This window comes from Streptomyces botrytidirepellens, assembly GCF_003721215.1.
In the GTDB taxonomy this organism is placed as follows: Bacteria; Actinomycetota; Actinomycetes; order Streptomycetales; family Streptomycetaceae; genus Streptomyces; species Streptomyces himastatinicus.
This window is the reverse complement of the sequence record NZ_RIBZ01000804.1, coordinates 1-13,601: the sequence shown is the minus strand read 5'-3', so window position 1 is coordinate 13,601 and position 13,601 is coordinate 1. Positions and strand designations below refer to the sequence as shown.

General features: G+C 71.0%; 12 protein-coding genes. 5 read left to right on the top strand and 7 right to left on the bottom strand.

Annotated features, from left to right (window positions below):
- Positions 1–49 precede the first annotated feature (49 nt).
- Positions 50–2,770, bottom strand: a complete 2,721-nt coding sequence (ppc, locus tag EEJ42_RS41290) for a phosphoenolpyruvate carboxylase (RefSeq protein WP_123107275.1) — start codon at positions 2,768–2,770, stop codon at positions 50–52.
- A gap of 246 nt (positions 2,771–3,016) precedes the next feature.
- Here ppc and EEJ42_RS41285 point away from each other — a divergent pair, with 246 nt between their 5' ends.
- Together EEJ42_RS41285 and EEJ42_RS41280 are read left to right on the top strand one after the other, a co-directional pair.
- Positions 3,017–3,997 carry an acyl-CoA desaturase gene (locus tag EEJ42_RS41285; RefSeq protein ID WP_123107274.1) on the top strand — a complete coding sequence of 327 codons (981 nt, stop codon included), beginning with the start codon at positions 3,017–3,019 and terminating at the stop codon, positions 3,995–3,997.
- Positions 3,994–4,704 (top strand): TetR/AcrR family transcriptional regulator, encoded by a 711-nt coding sequence (locus EEJ42_RS41280; RefSeq protein WP_123107273.1) that lies wholly within the window; start codon positions 3,994–3,996, stop codon positions 4,702–4,704. The genes EEJ42_RS41285 and EEJ42_RS41280 overlap by 4 nt, the downstream gene beginning before the upstream one ends.
- A gap of 10 nt (positions 4,705–4,714) precedes the next feature.
- Here EEJ42_RS41280 and EEJ42_RS41275 read toward each other — a convergent pair whose 3' ends face one another.
- Positions 4,715–5,536 carry a trans-aconitate 2-methyltransferase gene (locus EEJ42_RS41275; protein ID WP_123107272.1) on the bottom strand — a complete coding sequence of 274 codons (822 nt, stop codon included), beginning with the start codon at positions 5,534–5,536 and terminating at the stop codon, positions 4,715–4,717.
- A 109-nt stretch (positions 5,537–5,645) separates the two neighbouring features.
- Between EEJ42_RS41275 and EEJ42_RS41270 the strand changes: the two genes are divergently transcribed.
- Positions 5,646–6,143, top strand: coding sequence for a MarR family winged helix-turn-helix transcriptional regulator (locus EEJ42_RS41270; protein WP_009715516.1), 498 nt, complete (start codon positions 5,646–5,648; stop codon positions 6,141–6,143).
- On the opposite strand, the gene EEJ42_RS41265 is transcribed toward EEJ42_RS41270, so the two are convergent.
- The 4 genes from EEJ42_RS41265 to galT form a co-directional block, all read right to left on the bottom strand.
- Complete coding sequence (locus EEJ42_RS41265) at positions 6,102–6,914, bottom strand: helix-turn-helix transcriptional regulator (RefSeq protein WP_123107276.1); 813 nt, start codon at positions 6,912–6,914, stop codon at positions 6,102–6,104. The genes EEJ42_RS41270 and EEJ42_RS41265 overlap by 42 nt on opposite strands.
- A gap of 338 nt (positions 6,915–7,252) precedes the next feature.
- Positions 7,253–8,440 (bottom strand): galactokinase, encoded by a 1,188-nt coding sequence (galK, locus tag EEJ42_RS41260; RefSeq protein WP_123107271.1) that lies wholly within the window; start codon positions 8,438–8,440, stop codon positions 7,253–7,255.
- A gap of 61 nt (positions 8,441–8,501) precedes the next feature.
- The gene (gene galE, locus EEJ42_RS41255) at positions 8,502–9,473 is read right to left on the bottom strand and encodes a UDP-glucose 4-epimerase GalE (RefSeq protein WP_123107270.1); all 972 of its coding nucleotides are present in this window, start codon (positions 9,471–9,473) and stop codon (positions 8,502–8,504) included.
- A complete protein-coding gene (gene galT / locus EEJ42_RS41250; protein WP_123107269.1) occupies positions 9,470–10,531 on the bottom strand; it encodes a galactose-1-phosphate uridylyltransferase in 1,062 nt (353 codons plus the stop codon). The genes galE and galT overlap by 4 nt, the downstream gene beginning before the upstream one ends.
- A gap of 110 nt (positions 10,532–10,641) precedes the next feature.
- On the opposite strand from galT, the gene EEJ42_RS41245 reads away from it, so the two are divergent.
- Together EEJ42_RS41245 and EEJ42_RS41240 are read left to right on the top strand one after the other, a co-directional pair.
- Positions 10,642–12,312 (top strand): sodium:solute symporter family protein, encoded by a 1,671-nt coding sequence (locus tag EEJ42_RS41245; RefSeq protein ID WP_123107268.1) that lies wholly within the window; start codon positions 10,642–10,644, stop codon positions 12,310–12,312.
- Between the two features lie 35 nt (positions 12,313–12,347).
- Positions 12,348–12,671 (top strand): hypothetical protein, encoded by a 324-nt coding sequence (locus tag EEJ42_RS41240; protein WP_123107267.1) that lies wholly within the window; start codon positions 12,348–12,350, stop codon positions 12,669–12,671.
- A 21-nt stretch (positions 12,672–12,692) separates the two neighbouring features.
- On the opposite strand, the gene EEJ42_RS41235 is transcribed toward EEJ42_RS41240, so the two are convergent.
- On the bottom strand, positions 12,693–13,376 hold the full coding sequence (locus EEJ42_RS41235) for a response regulator transcription factor (RefSeq protein ID WP_123107266.1): 684 nt from the start codon (positions 13,374–13,376) through the stop codon (positions 12,693–12,695).
- Positions 13,377–13,601: the final 225 nt, after the last annotated feature.

Sequence of the window (13,601 nt, the reverse complement as noted above, 5' to 3'; positions counted from 1 at the left end):
GCCCGCTCCTCCGGGGAGCGGGCCGCCGCTTTGTGTGTTGCCGGGGAGGTCAGCCGGTGTTGCGCAGACCCGCCGCCACACCGTTGACGGTGAGGAGCAGGGCCCGGGCCAGCACCGGATCGGGCTCTTCGCCGCGCTCGCGTGCCGTGCGCTGCCGGTCGAGCAGGCTCACCTGGAGGTAGGAGATCGGGTCGAGGTAGGCGTCCCGGACGTGGAAGGTCTGCTTCAGGACGGGGTTGGAGTCCAGGAGTTCGGTCTCGCCGGTGATCCGCAGCACCTCCCGCACCGTCAGCTCGTGCTCCGCCTGGATGACGTCGAAGACGTGCTTCAGCTCGTCCGGCACCAGGGTGTCGACGTAGTGCCGGGCGATCCGCAGGTCCGTCTTGGCGAGGGTCATCTCGACGTTGGACAGGAAGTTGCGGAAGAAGTGCCAGTGCTGGTGCATCTCGTCCAGCACGCCGTCGAGCCCGGCCTCGCGGGCCGCCTTGAGACCGGAGCCGACGCCGAACCAGCCGGGGACGATCTGCCGGGACTGGGTCCAGCCGAAGACCCACGGGATGGCGCGCAGTCCGTCGAGTCCCGCGCCGGAGTCGGGACGGCGGGACGGGCGGGAGCCGAGGTGGAGTTCGGCGAGCTGGTCGACGGGGGTGGAGGCGAAGAAGTACGCGGGCAGGTCGGGGTCGTCCACCAGGGCGCGGTAGGCGCCGTGGGCGGCGTCGGAGACCGTGTCCATCGCCGCGTCCCAGCGGGCGAGTGCCTCGTCCGACTGGCGCGGGGCGGTGTGCAGGGCCGACGCCTGGAGGGTGGCGGCCACCGTCAGCTCCAGGTTCTCGCGGGCGAGCGAGGGGACCAGGTACTTGTCGGAGATGACCTCGCCCTGCTCGGTGACCTTGATCTCGCCTTCGAGGGTGCCCCACGGCTGGGCGAGGATCGCGTCGTGGGTGGGGCCGCCGCCCCGGCCGACGGTGCCGCCGCGGCCGTGGAAGAGGCGCAGCCGTACGCCGTGCCGGTGGGCCACGTCGCGCAGCAGCCGCTGGGCGCGGTGGATCTCCCACTGGGAGGTGGTGATGCCGCCGAACTTGGAGGAGTCGGAGTAGCCGAGCATGACCTCCTGCACATCGCCGCGCAGCGAGACGAGGCGCCGGTAGGAGGGGTCGGAGAGCATGTCGTCGAGGAGCTGGTCGGCGATCTTCAGCTCGTCGGTGGTCTCCAGCAGCGGCACGATGCCGATCTTGGCCCAGCCGCCGTGCAGGTCGATGAGCCCCGCCTCGCGGGCGAGGACGGCGGCGGCGAAGACGTCGTCCGACCCGGCGCACATGGAGATGATGTAGGACTCCACGATCTCGGGCCCGAAGCGCTCGAAGGACTCGCGGATGGTCTGGAAGACGCCGAGGGTCTTGGCTCCGGCGGCGTCCAGCGGCGCCGGGGAGGGCGCGAGGGGGCGGCGCGAGCGCAGTTCCTTGGCGAGCAGCTTGCGCCGGTAGTCGCGGGGCATGTCCGCGTACCGCCAGGACTCCTCGCCGAGGCGGTCGAAGAGCTGGCCGAGGGCGTGGTGGTGGGCGTCGGCGTGCTCGCGCACGTCCATGGTGGCGAGCTGGATGCCGAAGGCGGCCAGGGTGCGGATGGCGCGCTCGAGGCGGCCGTCGGCGATCAGGGCGCCGCGGTGGGCGCGCAGCGAGTCCTGGATGAGCCGGAGGTCGTCCAGCATCTCGGCGGTGCCGAGGTAGTCGCGGCCGGGGACGTGCGGGGCGTCCTTGGCGAGGCGCTCGCGGGTGTTGACGAGCTTCTGCCGCATGCAGGTGGCCTTGAGCCGGTAGGGCTCCTCGGCGTTCAGCCGCTTGTAGCGCGGACTGATCTCGGGCAGCAGCTCCAGGTCGCGCTGGAGGGAGGCGAGCAGCTCCTCGGAGGCGTCGGAGTTGCGGATGGAGCTGGAGAGGGCGGCGCGCAGGTCGTCGATGATCTCCAGGGCGTCGGTGATGCCGTGCTCGTGCTGGAGGATCAGCACCTCCCAGGTCACCTGCGGGGTGACGTTGGGGTTGCCGTCGCGGTCGCCGCCGATCCAGGTGCCGAAGGTGAGCGGGCGGGTGGTGGCGGGCAGCTCGATGCCGACCCGCTCCAGCTCGGCGGTGAGGTCCTCCAGGACGTCGCCGACGGCGTGGGCGTGCAGCTCGTCCAGGTAGTAGACGGCGTTACGGGCCTCGTCGGCGGGCTCGGGGCGGGCGACCCGCAGCTCGTCGGTCTGCCACAGCAGGTCGATGTTCTCGGCGAGCCGCAGGTCGGCGCGGCGGCTCTCGCCGCCGGCGGCGAGGGTGTCCAGCAGCTCGGCGATCCGGCGCAGCTTGTTGAGGACGGTGCGGCGGGCGGCCTCGGTGGGGTGGGCGGTGAAGACCGGGCGGACGCCCAGGTGCTCCACGGTCTGCCGCAGGTGGTCGGCGTCGGCGTCCTTGAGCTGGTCGACGGTGCGGGCGAGGATGCCGCCCTCGGCGGCGCGCCGGGCGCTCAGCTCGCGGCTCCGGTGCACCTGCTCGGTGACGTTGGCCAGGTGGAAGTAGGTCGAGAAGGCCCGCACCAGCTTGGCCGCGGTGGGCAGGTCGGTGGTGCCGAGGAGCTCGGCGGCGGCCTCGCCGTCACTGCGGGTGAGGGCGCGGACGCGCTCGACGAGGTCGAGGAGGTCGGGGCCCTCCTGTCGGACCAGGGTCTCGCCGAGGAGGTCGCCCAGACGGCGGATATCGGCACGCAGGGCGGCATTCGTGTGGTCGGCACTGCTCACAGGTGCGGCTCCTTGCAGTGAACGGGGGGTTCCTAGCGGGGTGCAGCCCCCGCGCGGCTGGCGCCGCAGGGCCCGCACCGGGTGCTTTCGGCCATGTGCGGACCGCGCTGTCCGACGTCCCCAGGATAGGCGGCGTTCCCTCGGGGGAAACCAGAGCCCTCTTGCCCCGGTTCGCGGCCCTGCCATACTTACGACGCCGTAGGTTACGGATCCGTAGCCCAGCCCCCGAGCCCCACGAGGGATCCCATGACTGCAAGCCCCGACGTGACCCGCGACGCGCCGAAGGCCCAGGAGACCCCGCTTCCGTCCGCCACGCTCGGCGGGGACAGCAAGCGTTCCATCGAACAGATCACCCTGCTGCTGTTCATCACCGTCCCGTTCGTCGCGCTGGTCGCGGCGATCCCCCTGGCCTGGGGCTGGGGGGTGAGCTGGCTGGACCTGGCGCTGATGGTGGTCATGTACTACATCGGCTGCCACGGCATCACGATCGGCTTCCACCGCTACTTCACCCATGGCTCCTTCAAGGCGAAGCGCCCGCTGCGGATCGCGCTGGCGATCGCGGGCTCGCTGGCGGTGGAGGGGCCGCTGGTGCGCTGGGTGGCCGATCACCGCAAGCACCACAAGTTCTCCGACGCGGAGGGCGACCCGCATTCGCCGTGGCGGTATGGGGAGACGGTCCCGGCCCTGATGAAGGGGTTGTGGTGGGCACATATCGCATGGATGTTCGATGAGGAGCAGACGCCGCAGTACAAGTACGCGCCGGATCTGGTCAAGGACGACACGATCCGCAACATCTCCCGCCAGTTCGTGGTGTGGACGGTCGTGTCGCTGCTGCTGCCCGCCGCCATCGGCGGCCTGGTGACCTGGTCGTGGCAGGGGGCCGCGACCGCGTTCTTCTGGGGGTCGCTCGTCCGGGTGGCGCTGCTTCATCACGTGACCTGGTCGATCAATTCGATCTGCCACGCGGTGGGCAAGCGGCCGTTCAAGTCGCGCGACCGGTCGGGGAACGTGTGGTGGCTCGCGGTGCTCTCGTGCGGCGAGTCCTGGCACAACCTGCACCACGCGGATCCGACGTGCGCCCGGCACGGGGTGATGAAGGGCCAGCTGGACTCCAGCGCCCGGATCATCCGCTGGTTCGAGAAGCTGGGCTGGGCGTATGACGTCCGCTGGCCGAACGCGAACCGGATCGACTCCCGCCGTAAAGAGGCCCCTGCCGAAGCGGCATGATAGAGGGCGTGGAGACCGACAGTAATACCAGCGGCAGCAAGGACCGGCCGGCCGGGACCGTCCGGTCCTCCGGATCCGGCCCCCGGCGCCCCCGCAGGGTACGGATGACCGGCAAGGAGCGCCGGGAGCAGCTGCTGGACATCGGTCGGGCGCTCTTCGCCGAACGGGGCTTCGAGGGCACCTCGGTGGAGGAGATCGCGGCGAAGGCCGGGGTCTCCAAGCCGGTGGTGTACGAGCACTTCGGCGGCAAGGAAGGGCTGTACGCGGTCGTGGTGGACCGTGAGATGCGGCGGATGCTGGACATGGTGACCACGTCGCTGACCGCGGGCCATCCACGGGAGCTGTGCGAGCAGGCCACGTTCGCCCTGCTGGACTACATCGAGGAGTACACGGACGGCTTCCGCATCCTGGTCCGTGACTCCCCCGTCGCCCAGTCGACGGGCACCTTCGCCTCGCTGATCAGCGATATCGCCACCCAGGTGGAGGACATCCTGGGCCTGGAGTTCAAGGCCCGCGGCTTCGACGCCAAGCTCGCCCCGCTGTACGCCCAGGCCCTGGTAGGGATGGTGGCGCTGACCGGCCAGTGGTGGCTGGACGTCCGCAAGCCGAAGAAGTCCGAGGTGGCGGCGCACCTGGTGAACCTGGCCTGGCACGGCCTGGACGGTCTGGAGCAGAAGCCGCGGCTGATAGGCCACCGCAAGGCGTGAGCGGCCGCCCTCAGGTCCGCTTGTGGGCCACGGCGAAGATGCGGCGGAACGGGAACGCCGTGCCGTACGGGGCCGCGGGGTAGGCCTCGCGCAGGAGGGCCGCGTACTCGCCGAGGAAGCGGTCGCGGGCCGCCGGGTCGTCGGCGAGGGCGGTGAGGACGGGCCGCAGGGCGGTGCCCTTGGTCCAGTCGAGGACGGGGTCCGGTCCGGTGAGGATCTGGAGGTACGTGGTCTCCCAGGCGTCGACCTCGCAGCCCAGCGCGGTGAGCCGGCCGAGGTAGTCGAAGGGCTCCAGGGCGGAGGCCGGGCTGCGCACGGCGTCGGTGAGGCGGTCGCGCCACTGCGGGGCGTCGCACAGGTCGCGCAGCAGGGTGTGGCTGGGGGCGCCGAAGTTGCCGGGGAGCTGGAAGGCGAGGGTGCCGCCGGGGCGCAGGGCGGCGAGCCAGCCGGGGAAGGCGTCGGCGTGGCCGGGCATCCACTGGAGCGCGGCGTTGGACACGATGAGGTCGTAGGTCTCGTCCGGCTCCCAGCGCAGGGCGTCGACGGTGCGGAAGTCGAGACGGCCGCCGCCGGTGGTGGGCCCGGCGAGGGGCTGGGCCTGGTCGAGCATCTCGGCGGAGCTGTCGAGGCCGGTGATGTGGGCGTCCGGCCAGCGCTCGAAGAGCAGGACCGTGACGTTGCCGGGGCCGCAGCCGAGGTCGGCGATGCGGGGCGGGCGGCCGGGTTCCGCGGGGAGCGCGGGGATGTGGGCGAGGAGGTCGCGGAAGGGGCGGGCCCGGTGGCCGGAGTGGCGGAGGTACTGGGCCGGGTCCCAGTTGGGTGACGCACGCATGGTGAAGTCCCTTGAGCGGGTACGGTCGATACGAGCAGGCTCACCGTCCTCCAGAGTGTCTCTTGATGTCAAGAGACTTCATGTCGACAGACCTATTACACTGATCGCCATGGACGACGAGGTCGATCGACTGGTGGCGGCATGGCGTCGGGAACGCCCCGACCTCGATGTCGAACCGCTCGAAGTGCTCAGCCGCGTCAGTCGGCTCGCGCGCCATCTCGACCGGGCGCGGCGCATCGCCTTCAGCGAGCACCAGCTGGAGTCCTGGGAGTTCGACGTGCTGACCTCGCTGCGGCGGGCCGGGACCCCGTACCAGCTCTCCCCCGGGCAGCTGCTGACCCAGACGCTCGTCACCTCGGGCACCATGACCAACCGCATCGACCGGCTGGCGAAGAAGGGCCTGGTCGAGCGGCTGCCCGACCCCAGTGACCGGCGCGGGGTGCTGGTCCGGCTCACCGCGGAGGGACGCGACCGCGCCGACCAGGCGCTGGCCGGGCTGCTGGACCACGAGCGCGCCATCCTCGCCGAGCTGTCCCAGGCGCAGCGCGCCGAACTGGCGGCGCTGCTACGCCAGCTGACCGCCCCGTTCGACAATTTCCCCGGCTAGGTCGACCGGGCCGACGCCCGCCCGCCGGGCCAGCGCCACGGCGGCCAGCGTGGAGTGCACGCCCAGCTTGCCCAGCACGTTCTGCATGTGGGTGCGGACGGTGTGCGGGGACAGGAACAGCCGCTCGGCCACCGCCTTGCGGCCGAGCCCGGCCACCATGCAGCGCAGCACTTCCCGCTCACGCGGCGTCAGCGATTCGACCAGCCGCTCGCTCTCGGTGCGGTGCTTACGAGCCGCCGTCAGCTCCCGCAGCACGCCGGTGAGCAGCGCGGGCGGCAGATGCGTCTCGTCGCGCAGCACGCCCCGGATCACGGCGAGCAGCCGGACCAGCGAACAGTCCTTGGCCACCCAGCCGGACGCCCCGGCCTGGAGCGCCGCCGCGGCCCGGCGCGGATCGTCGCGCTCGGCCAGCACCACGGTGCGCACCCCGGGTTGGGCGGTGCGCACGCCGCCGACCAGCGCTATGCCGTCCTGCGAGCGCCCATTGACCCGCCCCGGCGGGCCCGCGCCCGGGCCGCCGCCGTGGGCGGCCTCGGCCGGTACGGCCTGCGGCACAGGGACCGGCTCCCCGTTCAGCGAGCCCAGATCGGCGTCGATCAGCAAGACATCGAAGCGGCGCCCCTCGGCCACTCCGCGCTCCAGACAGCGCAGCGCCGCCGGGCCGCTTCCGGCCGCCGCCACGTCCACGTCCTGTTCCGCCGCGAGGGCGGCGGCCAGTGACTCGGCGAAAATGCGGTGGTCGTCGACCACCAGAACCCGAATACGTGCCACGGAACCCCCCACGTCGCCGGATACTCCCGGATACCCCGAGAAGCAGTACGGGTACGGCGCCCGGGAAGGGATCACCGCAACCGCACGGCCGCCGCCGTGCTGAGATCGCTACCCCACCCCGGGCGTCGTACCTGACTGTCTCGCCCCCTGATGCACGTCGGCCCCCACCGACGCTGTGCTCAGCGTAAGGCCGGGGTACGCCATCCGGAACGAATGAACGAAACTGCCCGGCCTCGCCTGTTTACGGTGGTCTTTGTGTTCGGTCTTGGGGAGTGAGGAAGCCAAGAACGGCGAAAATTGATCGCTCAACGGCCGAAGGCAGCGAGGGTCTCCTCCGGCTACCGCCGCCGGGCGCCCGCGCTCGGGACCGCCGGGAAGATCCGCGGGGCCCGGTGTCCGGCCGCGGCGAAGGCCTCGGTGACCGCCTTGGCCACCGCGTCCGCGTCCGCCTCCTCGACCAGCACGATCGCCGAACCGCCGAAGCCGCCGCCGGTCATCCGCGCGCCGAGCGCGGCCGCCGCGTTGGCCGACTCCACCACGAGGTCCAGCTCGGCGCAGGAGATCTCGAAGTCATCGCGGCACGAGGCGTGTCCGGCGGTCAGGACCGGGCCGATGGACCGGGTGTCGCCCGCGTCCAGCCGCTCGATGACCTCCCGCACCCTCTGGTTCTCGGTCACCACATGGCGCACCCGGCGGCGCACGGTGCCGTCCACGCCGAGCCCGGCGAGGGTGGTGAGCGTCGCGTCCAGGGTCGCGAATTCCACCTCGCGCAGCGCGGGCACGCCGAGCGCCCGCGCGGCCGACTCGCACGCGGCGCGCCGGTTGGCGTACGCGCCGTCGCCCAGCTCGTGCTTCACCCGGGTGTCCACGACCAGCAGCCGCAGCCCCTCCGCCGCGAGGTCGAACGGCACCTGCCGCTGGGTGAGGTCGCGGGCGTCGAGGAAGAGCGCATGGCCCTCGGTGCAGCAGGCGGACGCCATCTGGTCCATGATCCCGCAGGGGACGCCGACGAACTGGTTCTCCGCGCGCTGGCACAGCTGGGCGATGCGCTCCGGGGTGAGCCCCAGCCCGTACAGCTCGTTCAGCGCGGTGGCCGTCACCACCTCCAGCGCGGCGGACGAGGACAGCCCGGCGCCGGTGGGCACCGTGGACGCGAAGTGCAGGTCCGCCCCGCCGGCCGCGGCGCCGGAGAGCAGCCCCTCCTCGCGCAGCGCCCACACCACGCCCGCCGGGTAGGCCGCCCAGCCGCCGCGGTCGCCGCCGGTGCCGCCCGCGGCGACCGGGGTCAGCTCCTGGACGCGCAGCTCGACGACCCCGCCCGGGGCGTCCCCGGAGTGGACGCGCAGCACCCCGTCGGTGCGCGGGGATGCGGCCGCCAGGCAGGTGTGGGGCAGGGCTAGCGGCATCACGAAGCCGTCGTTGTAGTCGGTGTGCTCACCGATCAGGTTGACCCTGCCCGGCGCCGCCCACACGCCCTCCGGGTCGGTCCCGTAGACCTCCCGGAACCCCGCCGATACGTCGCTCACTCGCTGTCCCCTGTCCCTTTGTTCCCATCGTCCGCGGCCGGGCGGCCGCGCGTTCCACCGCTCAGTGCGTGCGCCGCGCGAACTCCCACGCGTCCGCGACGATGCCCTTCAGGTCGGCGCGGCTCGGGCGCCAGCCGAGGCGCTCCTTGGCCCGCTCGGCCGAGGCCACCAGCACGGCCGGGTCGCCGCCCCGGCGGTCGGCGACGACCTCGGGGATCGGGTGGCCGGTGACCTGGCGGACGGTCTCGATGACCTCGCGGACGGAGAAGCCGTTGCCGTTGCCGAGGTTGCAGATCAGGTGCTCGCCCGTGTTCGCCGCGCCCAGCGCGAGGAGGTGGGCGTCGGCCAGGTCGGCGACGTGGATGTAGTCGCGGACGCAGGTGCCGTCGGGGGTCGGGTAGTCGTCGCCGAAGACGGAGATCGCCTCGCGGCGGCCCTGCGCGACTTGGAGCACCAGCGGGATCAGGTGCGACTCGGGGTCATGGCGCTCGCCGTACGCCCCGTAGGCGCCCGCGACGTTGAAGTACCGCAGGGAGACCGCGGCCAGGCCGTGAGCGGCGCACTCCCCGCTGATCATGTGGTCGACGGCGAGCTTGGTGGCGCCGTACGGATTGGTCGGCGCGGTCGCGGAGTCCTCGGTGATCGGGACGTCGTCCGGTTCGCCGTAGGTGGCGGCGGTGGAGGAGAAGACGAGGGTGCGCACCCCGGCGTCCCGCATCGCCGCGAGCAGCGCGGTGGTCCCGCCGACGTTGTTCACCCAGTACTTCTCCGGGTTGACGACGGACTCCCCGACCTGCGAGGACGCCGCGAAGTGCAGCACGCCGTCGTACGAGGCGTCGAGCCACTTGGCCGCGTCCTGGATGCGGCCTTCGATGAACTCCGCGCCCGCAGGTACGCCCTCGCGGTGCCCGGTGGACAGGTCGTCCAGGACGGTCACCCGGTGCCCGGCCTCCAGCAGATGCGCGGCGACCACGCTGCCGACATAACCGGCACCGCCTGTGACCAGGTACTTCTTCTGCTGCGCATTGCTCACTTGCTCGCTACCTCTCGCAGTCGCTCGGCCGCGGCCTCCGGCGGCACATCATTGATGAACACATTCATGCCGGATTCGGAACCCGCGAGAAACTTCAGCTTGCCGGAAGTGCGGCGGATGGTGAAAAGCTCGAGGTGGAGTGCGAATTCCTCGCGGTCCGCGCGGCTCACCTCCCCGCCCTTGCCGAACGGCGCCTGGTGCCAGGCGGCGATGTACGGCGTGGGCGGCTCCCCCTCCCCGAAAGTCCGGTCGAAGCGCTTCAAGAGTTCCAGATACATCTGTGGAAACTCTGTGCGCGCGGCATCGTCCAGCGCGGTCAGGTCCGGGACCCGGCGCTTGGGGTAGAGGTGCACCTCGTACGGCCAGTGCGCGGCGTACGGGACGAAGGCGGTCCAGTGCTCGCCGTCGAGCACGATGCGCGATCCGTCGGACCGCTCATCGGCGACCACATCATCGAACAGATTCCGACCGGTCCGCTCACGGTGCTCGGCGAGGGAGCGGAGCATCAGCCGGGTACGCGGCGTCGGAAAGGGATACCCGTAGATCTGGCCGTGCGGATGGCCGAGGGTGACGCCGATCTCCCTGCCGCGGTTCTCGAAGCAGAACACCTGCTCGACGGAGGGGAGTTGGGCCAGTTCGGCGGTCCGGTCGGTCCAGGCGTCGAGCACCAGGGCGGCCTGCTCGGCGGTGAGGTCGGCGAAGGAGGCGTCGTGGTCGGAGGTGAAGCACACGACCTCGCACCGCCCCGCGTCACCGGCCAGCGAGGGGAAGCGGTTCTCGAAGACGACGACGTCGTAGTCGGAGGCGGGGATTTCGCTGAGCCGCCCGTCGCGCGAGGGGCACAGCGGGCATTCGTCGGCCGGCGGGTGGTACGTGCGCCCCTGGCGGTGGGAGGCGACGGCCACGTCGTCGCCGAGGAGGCGGTCGTGGCGGATCTCGGAGCGGGTGGATATGGGGTCGAGCGGCCGCTGGTCGACGGCGTCGCGCACCGCGTCGTCGCGCGCGTCGTAGTAGATCAGCTCGCGTCCGTCCGCGAGCCGCGTCGCCGTCTTCTTCACGTCCGCCAGCTCCTGTCAGCATCACCCAACACAACTAAACATAATGAACCACAAGTCAACAGCGGCGTCAATGCGCGGCGGAGGCGCCCTAATAAAGCAGGATAATTCGCATGCACCCTCTGGCAGCAGATCTCCGGCTCCCGACCAATGCCCTCGACTACACCATCCTGATCCTCTACTTCGCCGTCGTACTCGGCGTCGGATTCGCCGCCAGACGAAGCGTGAAGACGAGCCTGGACTTCTTTCTCTCCGGCCGGTCACTGCCCGCGTGGGTCACCGGTCTCGCGTTCGTCGCCGCGAATCTGGGCGCCCTGGAGATCCTGGGAATGGCGGCCAACGGCGCCCAGTACGGCGTCTACACGGTGCACTGGTACTGGGTCGGCGCCATTCCGGCCATGGTCTTCCTCGGCCTGGTGATGATGCCGTTCTACTACGGCTCCAAGGTCAGGTCGGTGCCGGAATTCCTGCTGCACCGCTACGGGCCGTCCTCGCACCTGCTCAGCTCGATCATCTTCTCCGTGGCGTCCGTGCTGATCGCGGGCGTCAACCTGTACGCGATGGCCATCGTCGTCGAGGCGCTGCTCGGCTGGCCGCAGTGGGTGGCCATCGTCGTCGCCGGGCTGTTCGTACTCGCGTACATCACCCTGGGCGGGCTCTCCTCGGCGATCTACAACGAGGTGCTCCAGTTCTTCGTCATCCTCGCCGCGCTCATCCCGCTCACCGTCGTCGGCCTCAAGCGGGTCGGCGGCTTCAGCGGGCTCAAGGACTCCCTCGAAGCGTCCCACGGCCCCAACTTCACCTCCGCGTGGGGCGGCACCGGCATCGGCTCGGACAACCCGCTGGGCGCCAACTGGCTGACCATCGTGCTCGGCCTCGGCTTCTGCCTGAGCTTCGGCTACTGGACGACCAACTTCGCCGAGGTGCAGCGCGCGCTGTCCGCCAAGAACCTCTCGGCCGCCCAGCGCACCCCGCTGATCGCCGCCTTCCCCAAGATGTTCATCCCGCTGATCGTGGTGGTCCCGGGGCTGATCGCGCTGGTCGTCGAGCCGAAGATCGGCTCCGCCAAGAGCGATCTCCAGTACAACGACGCGATCCCGCTCCTGATGAGCGATCTGCTCCCCAACGGTGTGCTGGGCCTGGCGGTGACCGGACTGCTCGCCGCCTTCATGGCGGGCATGGCGGCCAACGTCTCGTCCTTCAACACGGTCTTCACCAACGACATCTGGCGGGCGTACATCGTCAAGGACCGCGCGGACGAGTACTACCTGCTGACGGGGCGGGTGGTGACCGCGATCGGCGTACTGGCCGGGATGGGGACGGCGTTCATCGCGTCCTCGTTCAGCAACATCATGAACTACCTCCAGACCCTGTTCTCGTTCTTCAACGTGCCGCTGTTCTGCGTCTTCATCATCGGGATGTTCTGGCGGCGGGCCACCGCCCCGGCCGGGTTCTGGGGGCTGCTCTCCGGCACCGTCGCCGCGATGATCAACTACTTCTGGCTCTACAAGGACGGCGTCATCTCCATCCCCAGCGACCAGGGCGCCAACTTCGTCTCCGCCATCGTGGCGTTCGTGGTCGGCGGGGTGGTGATGGTCGCCATCACGCCGTTCACCAAGCCCAAACCGGAGCAGACGCTGGCCGGTCTCGTCTACGGAACCACCGCCCCGGGCCTGGCCGAACCCGCGGCGCCCGGCGACGAGGCCTGGTACCGCAGGCCCGCCCTGCTCGGCTGGGGCGCGATCGTCCTCGCCGCCCTGTGCTACATCCCGTTCTCCCTGTGACCCCGTGACCCTCCTGCGGATAAGGAACCCGCGCCATGAGTGACGACTACGAGTACCAGCACGAGGTCGAGGAACTGGAGGGGAAGTCGGCGACCGCGGCCCGGCTCTTCGACGTACGGCGCATCATCGGCGGCCTGTTCGTGATCTACGGGATCATCGTCACGATCGCCGGAATCACCGTCTCCGACGCGGGCCTGAAAAAGGCCGAGAACATCAACATCAACCTGTGGACGGGCGTCAGCATGCTCGTCCTCGGCCTGCTCTTCCTGCTCTGGATGAAGCTCAGGCCGCTGCCCGTGCCCCACCCCGCCCCCGAGCAGGGCCCCGACCGGCCCGGACCCGGGGACGCGGAGGGCTGACGCGGTCGGCCGGGTGGCCGACTAGGTCGCGGCGCTGCGGTGCGTCGCCGCCCGGTCCAGCAGACCGGTGCGCGCCGCCAGCGCCGCCGCCTCCAGCCGGGATCCCACCCCGAGCTTCATCAGCACCCGCTGCACATGGGTGCGCGCCGTGCTGGGCGCGATGCCCATGCCCGCGGCGATCAGCCGGGTGTCCTCGCCCTCCGCGACCCGCATGAGCACCTCCACCTCGCGCGGGGTCAGCATGCGCAGCAGCCGGGCCCCCTCGTCGTCCGGCTGGGCCGCGGGATTGAGCAGCTCCGCGAACGCCCCCTGCAACAGCTGCGGGGCCACGGCCGCCTCGCCCGCGCGCGCCTTCATCATGGCGCGCTCGACGCCCTCGATCCGCTCGTCGTGCCGGACGTAGCCCGACGCGCCCGCGGCGAACGCGGCGGCGATGCCGCGCGGGCTCGGCACCGGGCCGAGCACCACCACCGCGACCTGCGGCCGCTCCTTCTTGATCCGCACGACCGGTTCGAACACGCCCGGATCGGCAGGTGTCGCCGTACCCAGCAGACACACCTCCGGTGCCCGGCTCACCACCAGCTCCGCCGCTCCCGCGCTCGGCGCGGCCGCGGCGAGCACCCGGTGCCCGCGCAGCTTCAACGCCGAGGCGAGGGCCTCCGCGAGCAGGCGGTGGTCATCGACCACCATGAGTCGCACGCCCATGAGTTTCCCCCCTTTGCCCCGGGAAGCTACACGCTTGTTCGACGTTGCGCGCCCCTTACCCGGAAGAAGCCCCCCGGAATGCCGAAATCCCGCCCATCTACGCCTACTTGACACCTCATTCACGTCTGAAACAGATCGATGCGGCCTGCCCGGTGGAACGGATTCGATCATGGAGAACCCGGGCGGAAAACGGCGGCGGCCCCGCCCGTACGGTGCGTACGGGCG

Excerpts from the sequence above, each read along its gene's own strand:
- EEJ42_RS41245 (WP_123107268.1), top strand. The coding sequence starts at position 10,642 with ATGCACCCTCTGGCAGCAGATCTCCGGCTCCCGACCAATGCCCTCGAC.
- EEJ42_RS41275 (WP_123107272.1), bottom strand. The coding sequence starts at position 5,536 with ATGCGTGCGTCACCCAACTGGGACCCGGCCCAGTACCTCCGCCACTCC.
- EEJ42_RS41235 (WP_123107266.1), bottom strand. The coding sequence starts at position 13,376 with ATGGGCGTGCGACTCATGGTGGTCGATGACCACCGCCTGCTCGCGGAG.
- EEJ42_RS41240 (WP_123107267.1), top strand. The coding sequence starts at position 12,348 with ATGAGTGACGACTACGAGTACCAGCACGAGGTCGAGGAACTGGAGGGG.
- EEJ42_RS41270 (WP_009715516.1), top strand. The coding sequence starts at position 5,646 with ATGGACGACGAGGTCGATCGACTGGTGGCGGCATGGCGTCGGGAACGC.
- EEJ42_RS41280 (WP_123107273.1), top strand. The coding sequence starts at position 3,994 with ATGATAGAGGGCGTGGAGACCGACAGTAATACCAGCGGCAGCAAGGAC.
- EEJ42_RS41285 (WP_123107274.1), top strand. The coding sequence starts at position 3,017 with ATGACTGCAAGCCCCGACGTGACCCGCGACGCGCCGAAGGCCCAGGAG.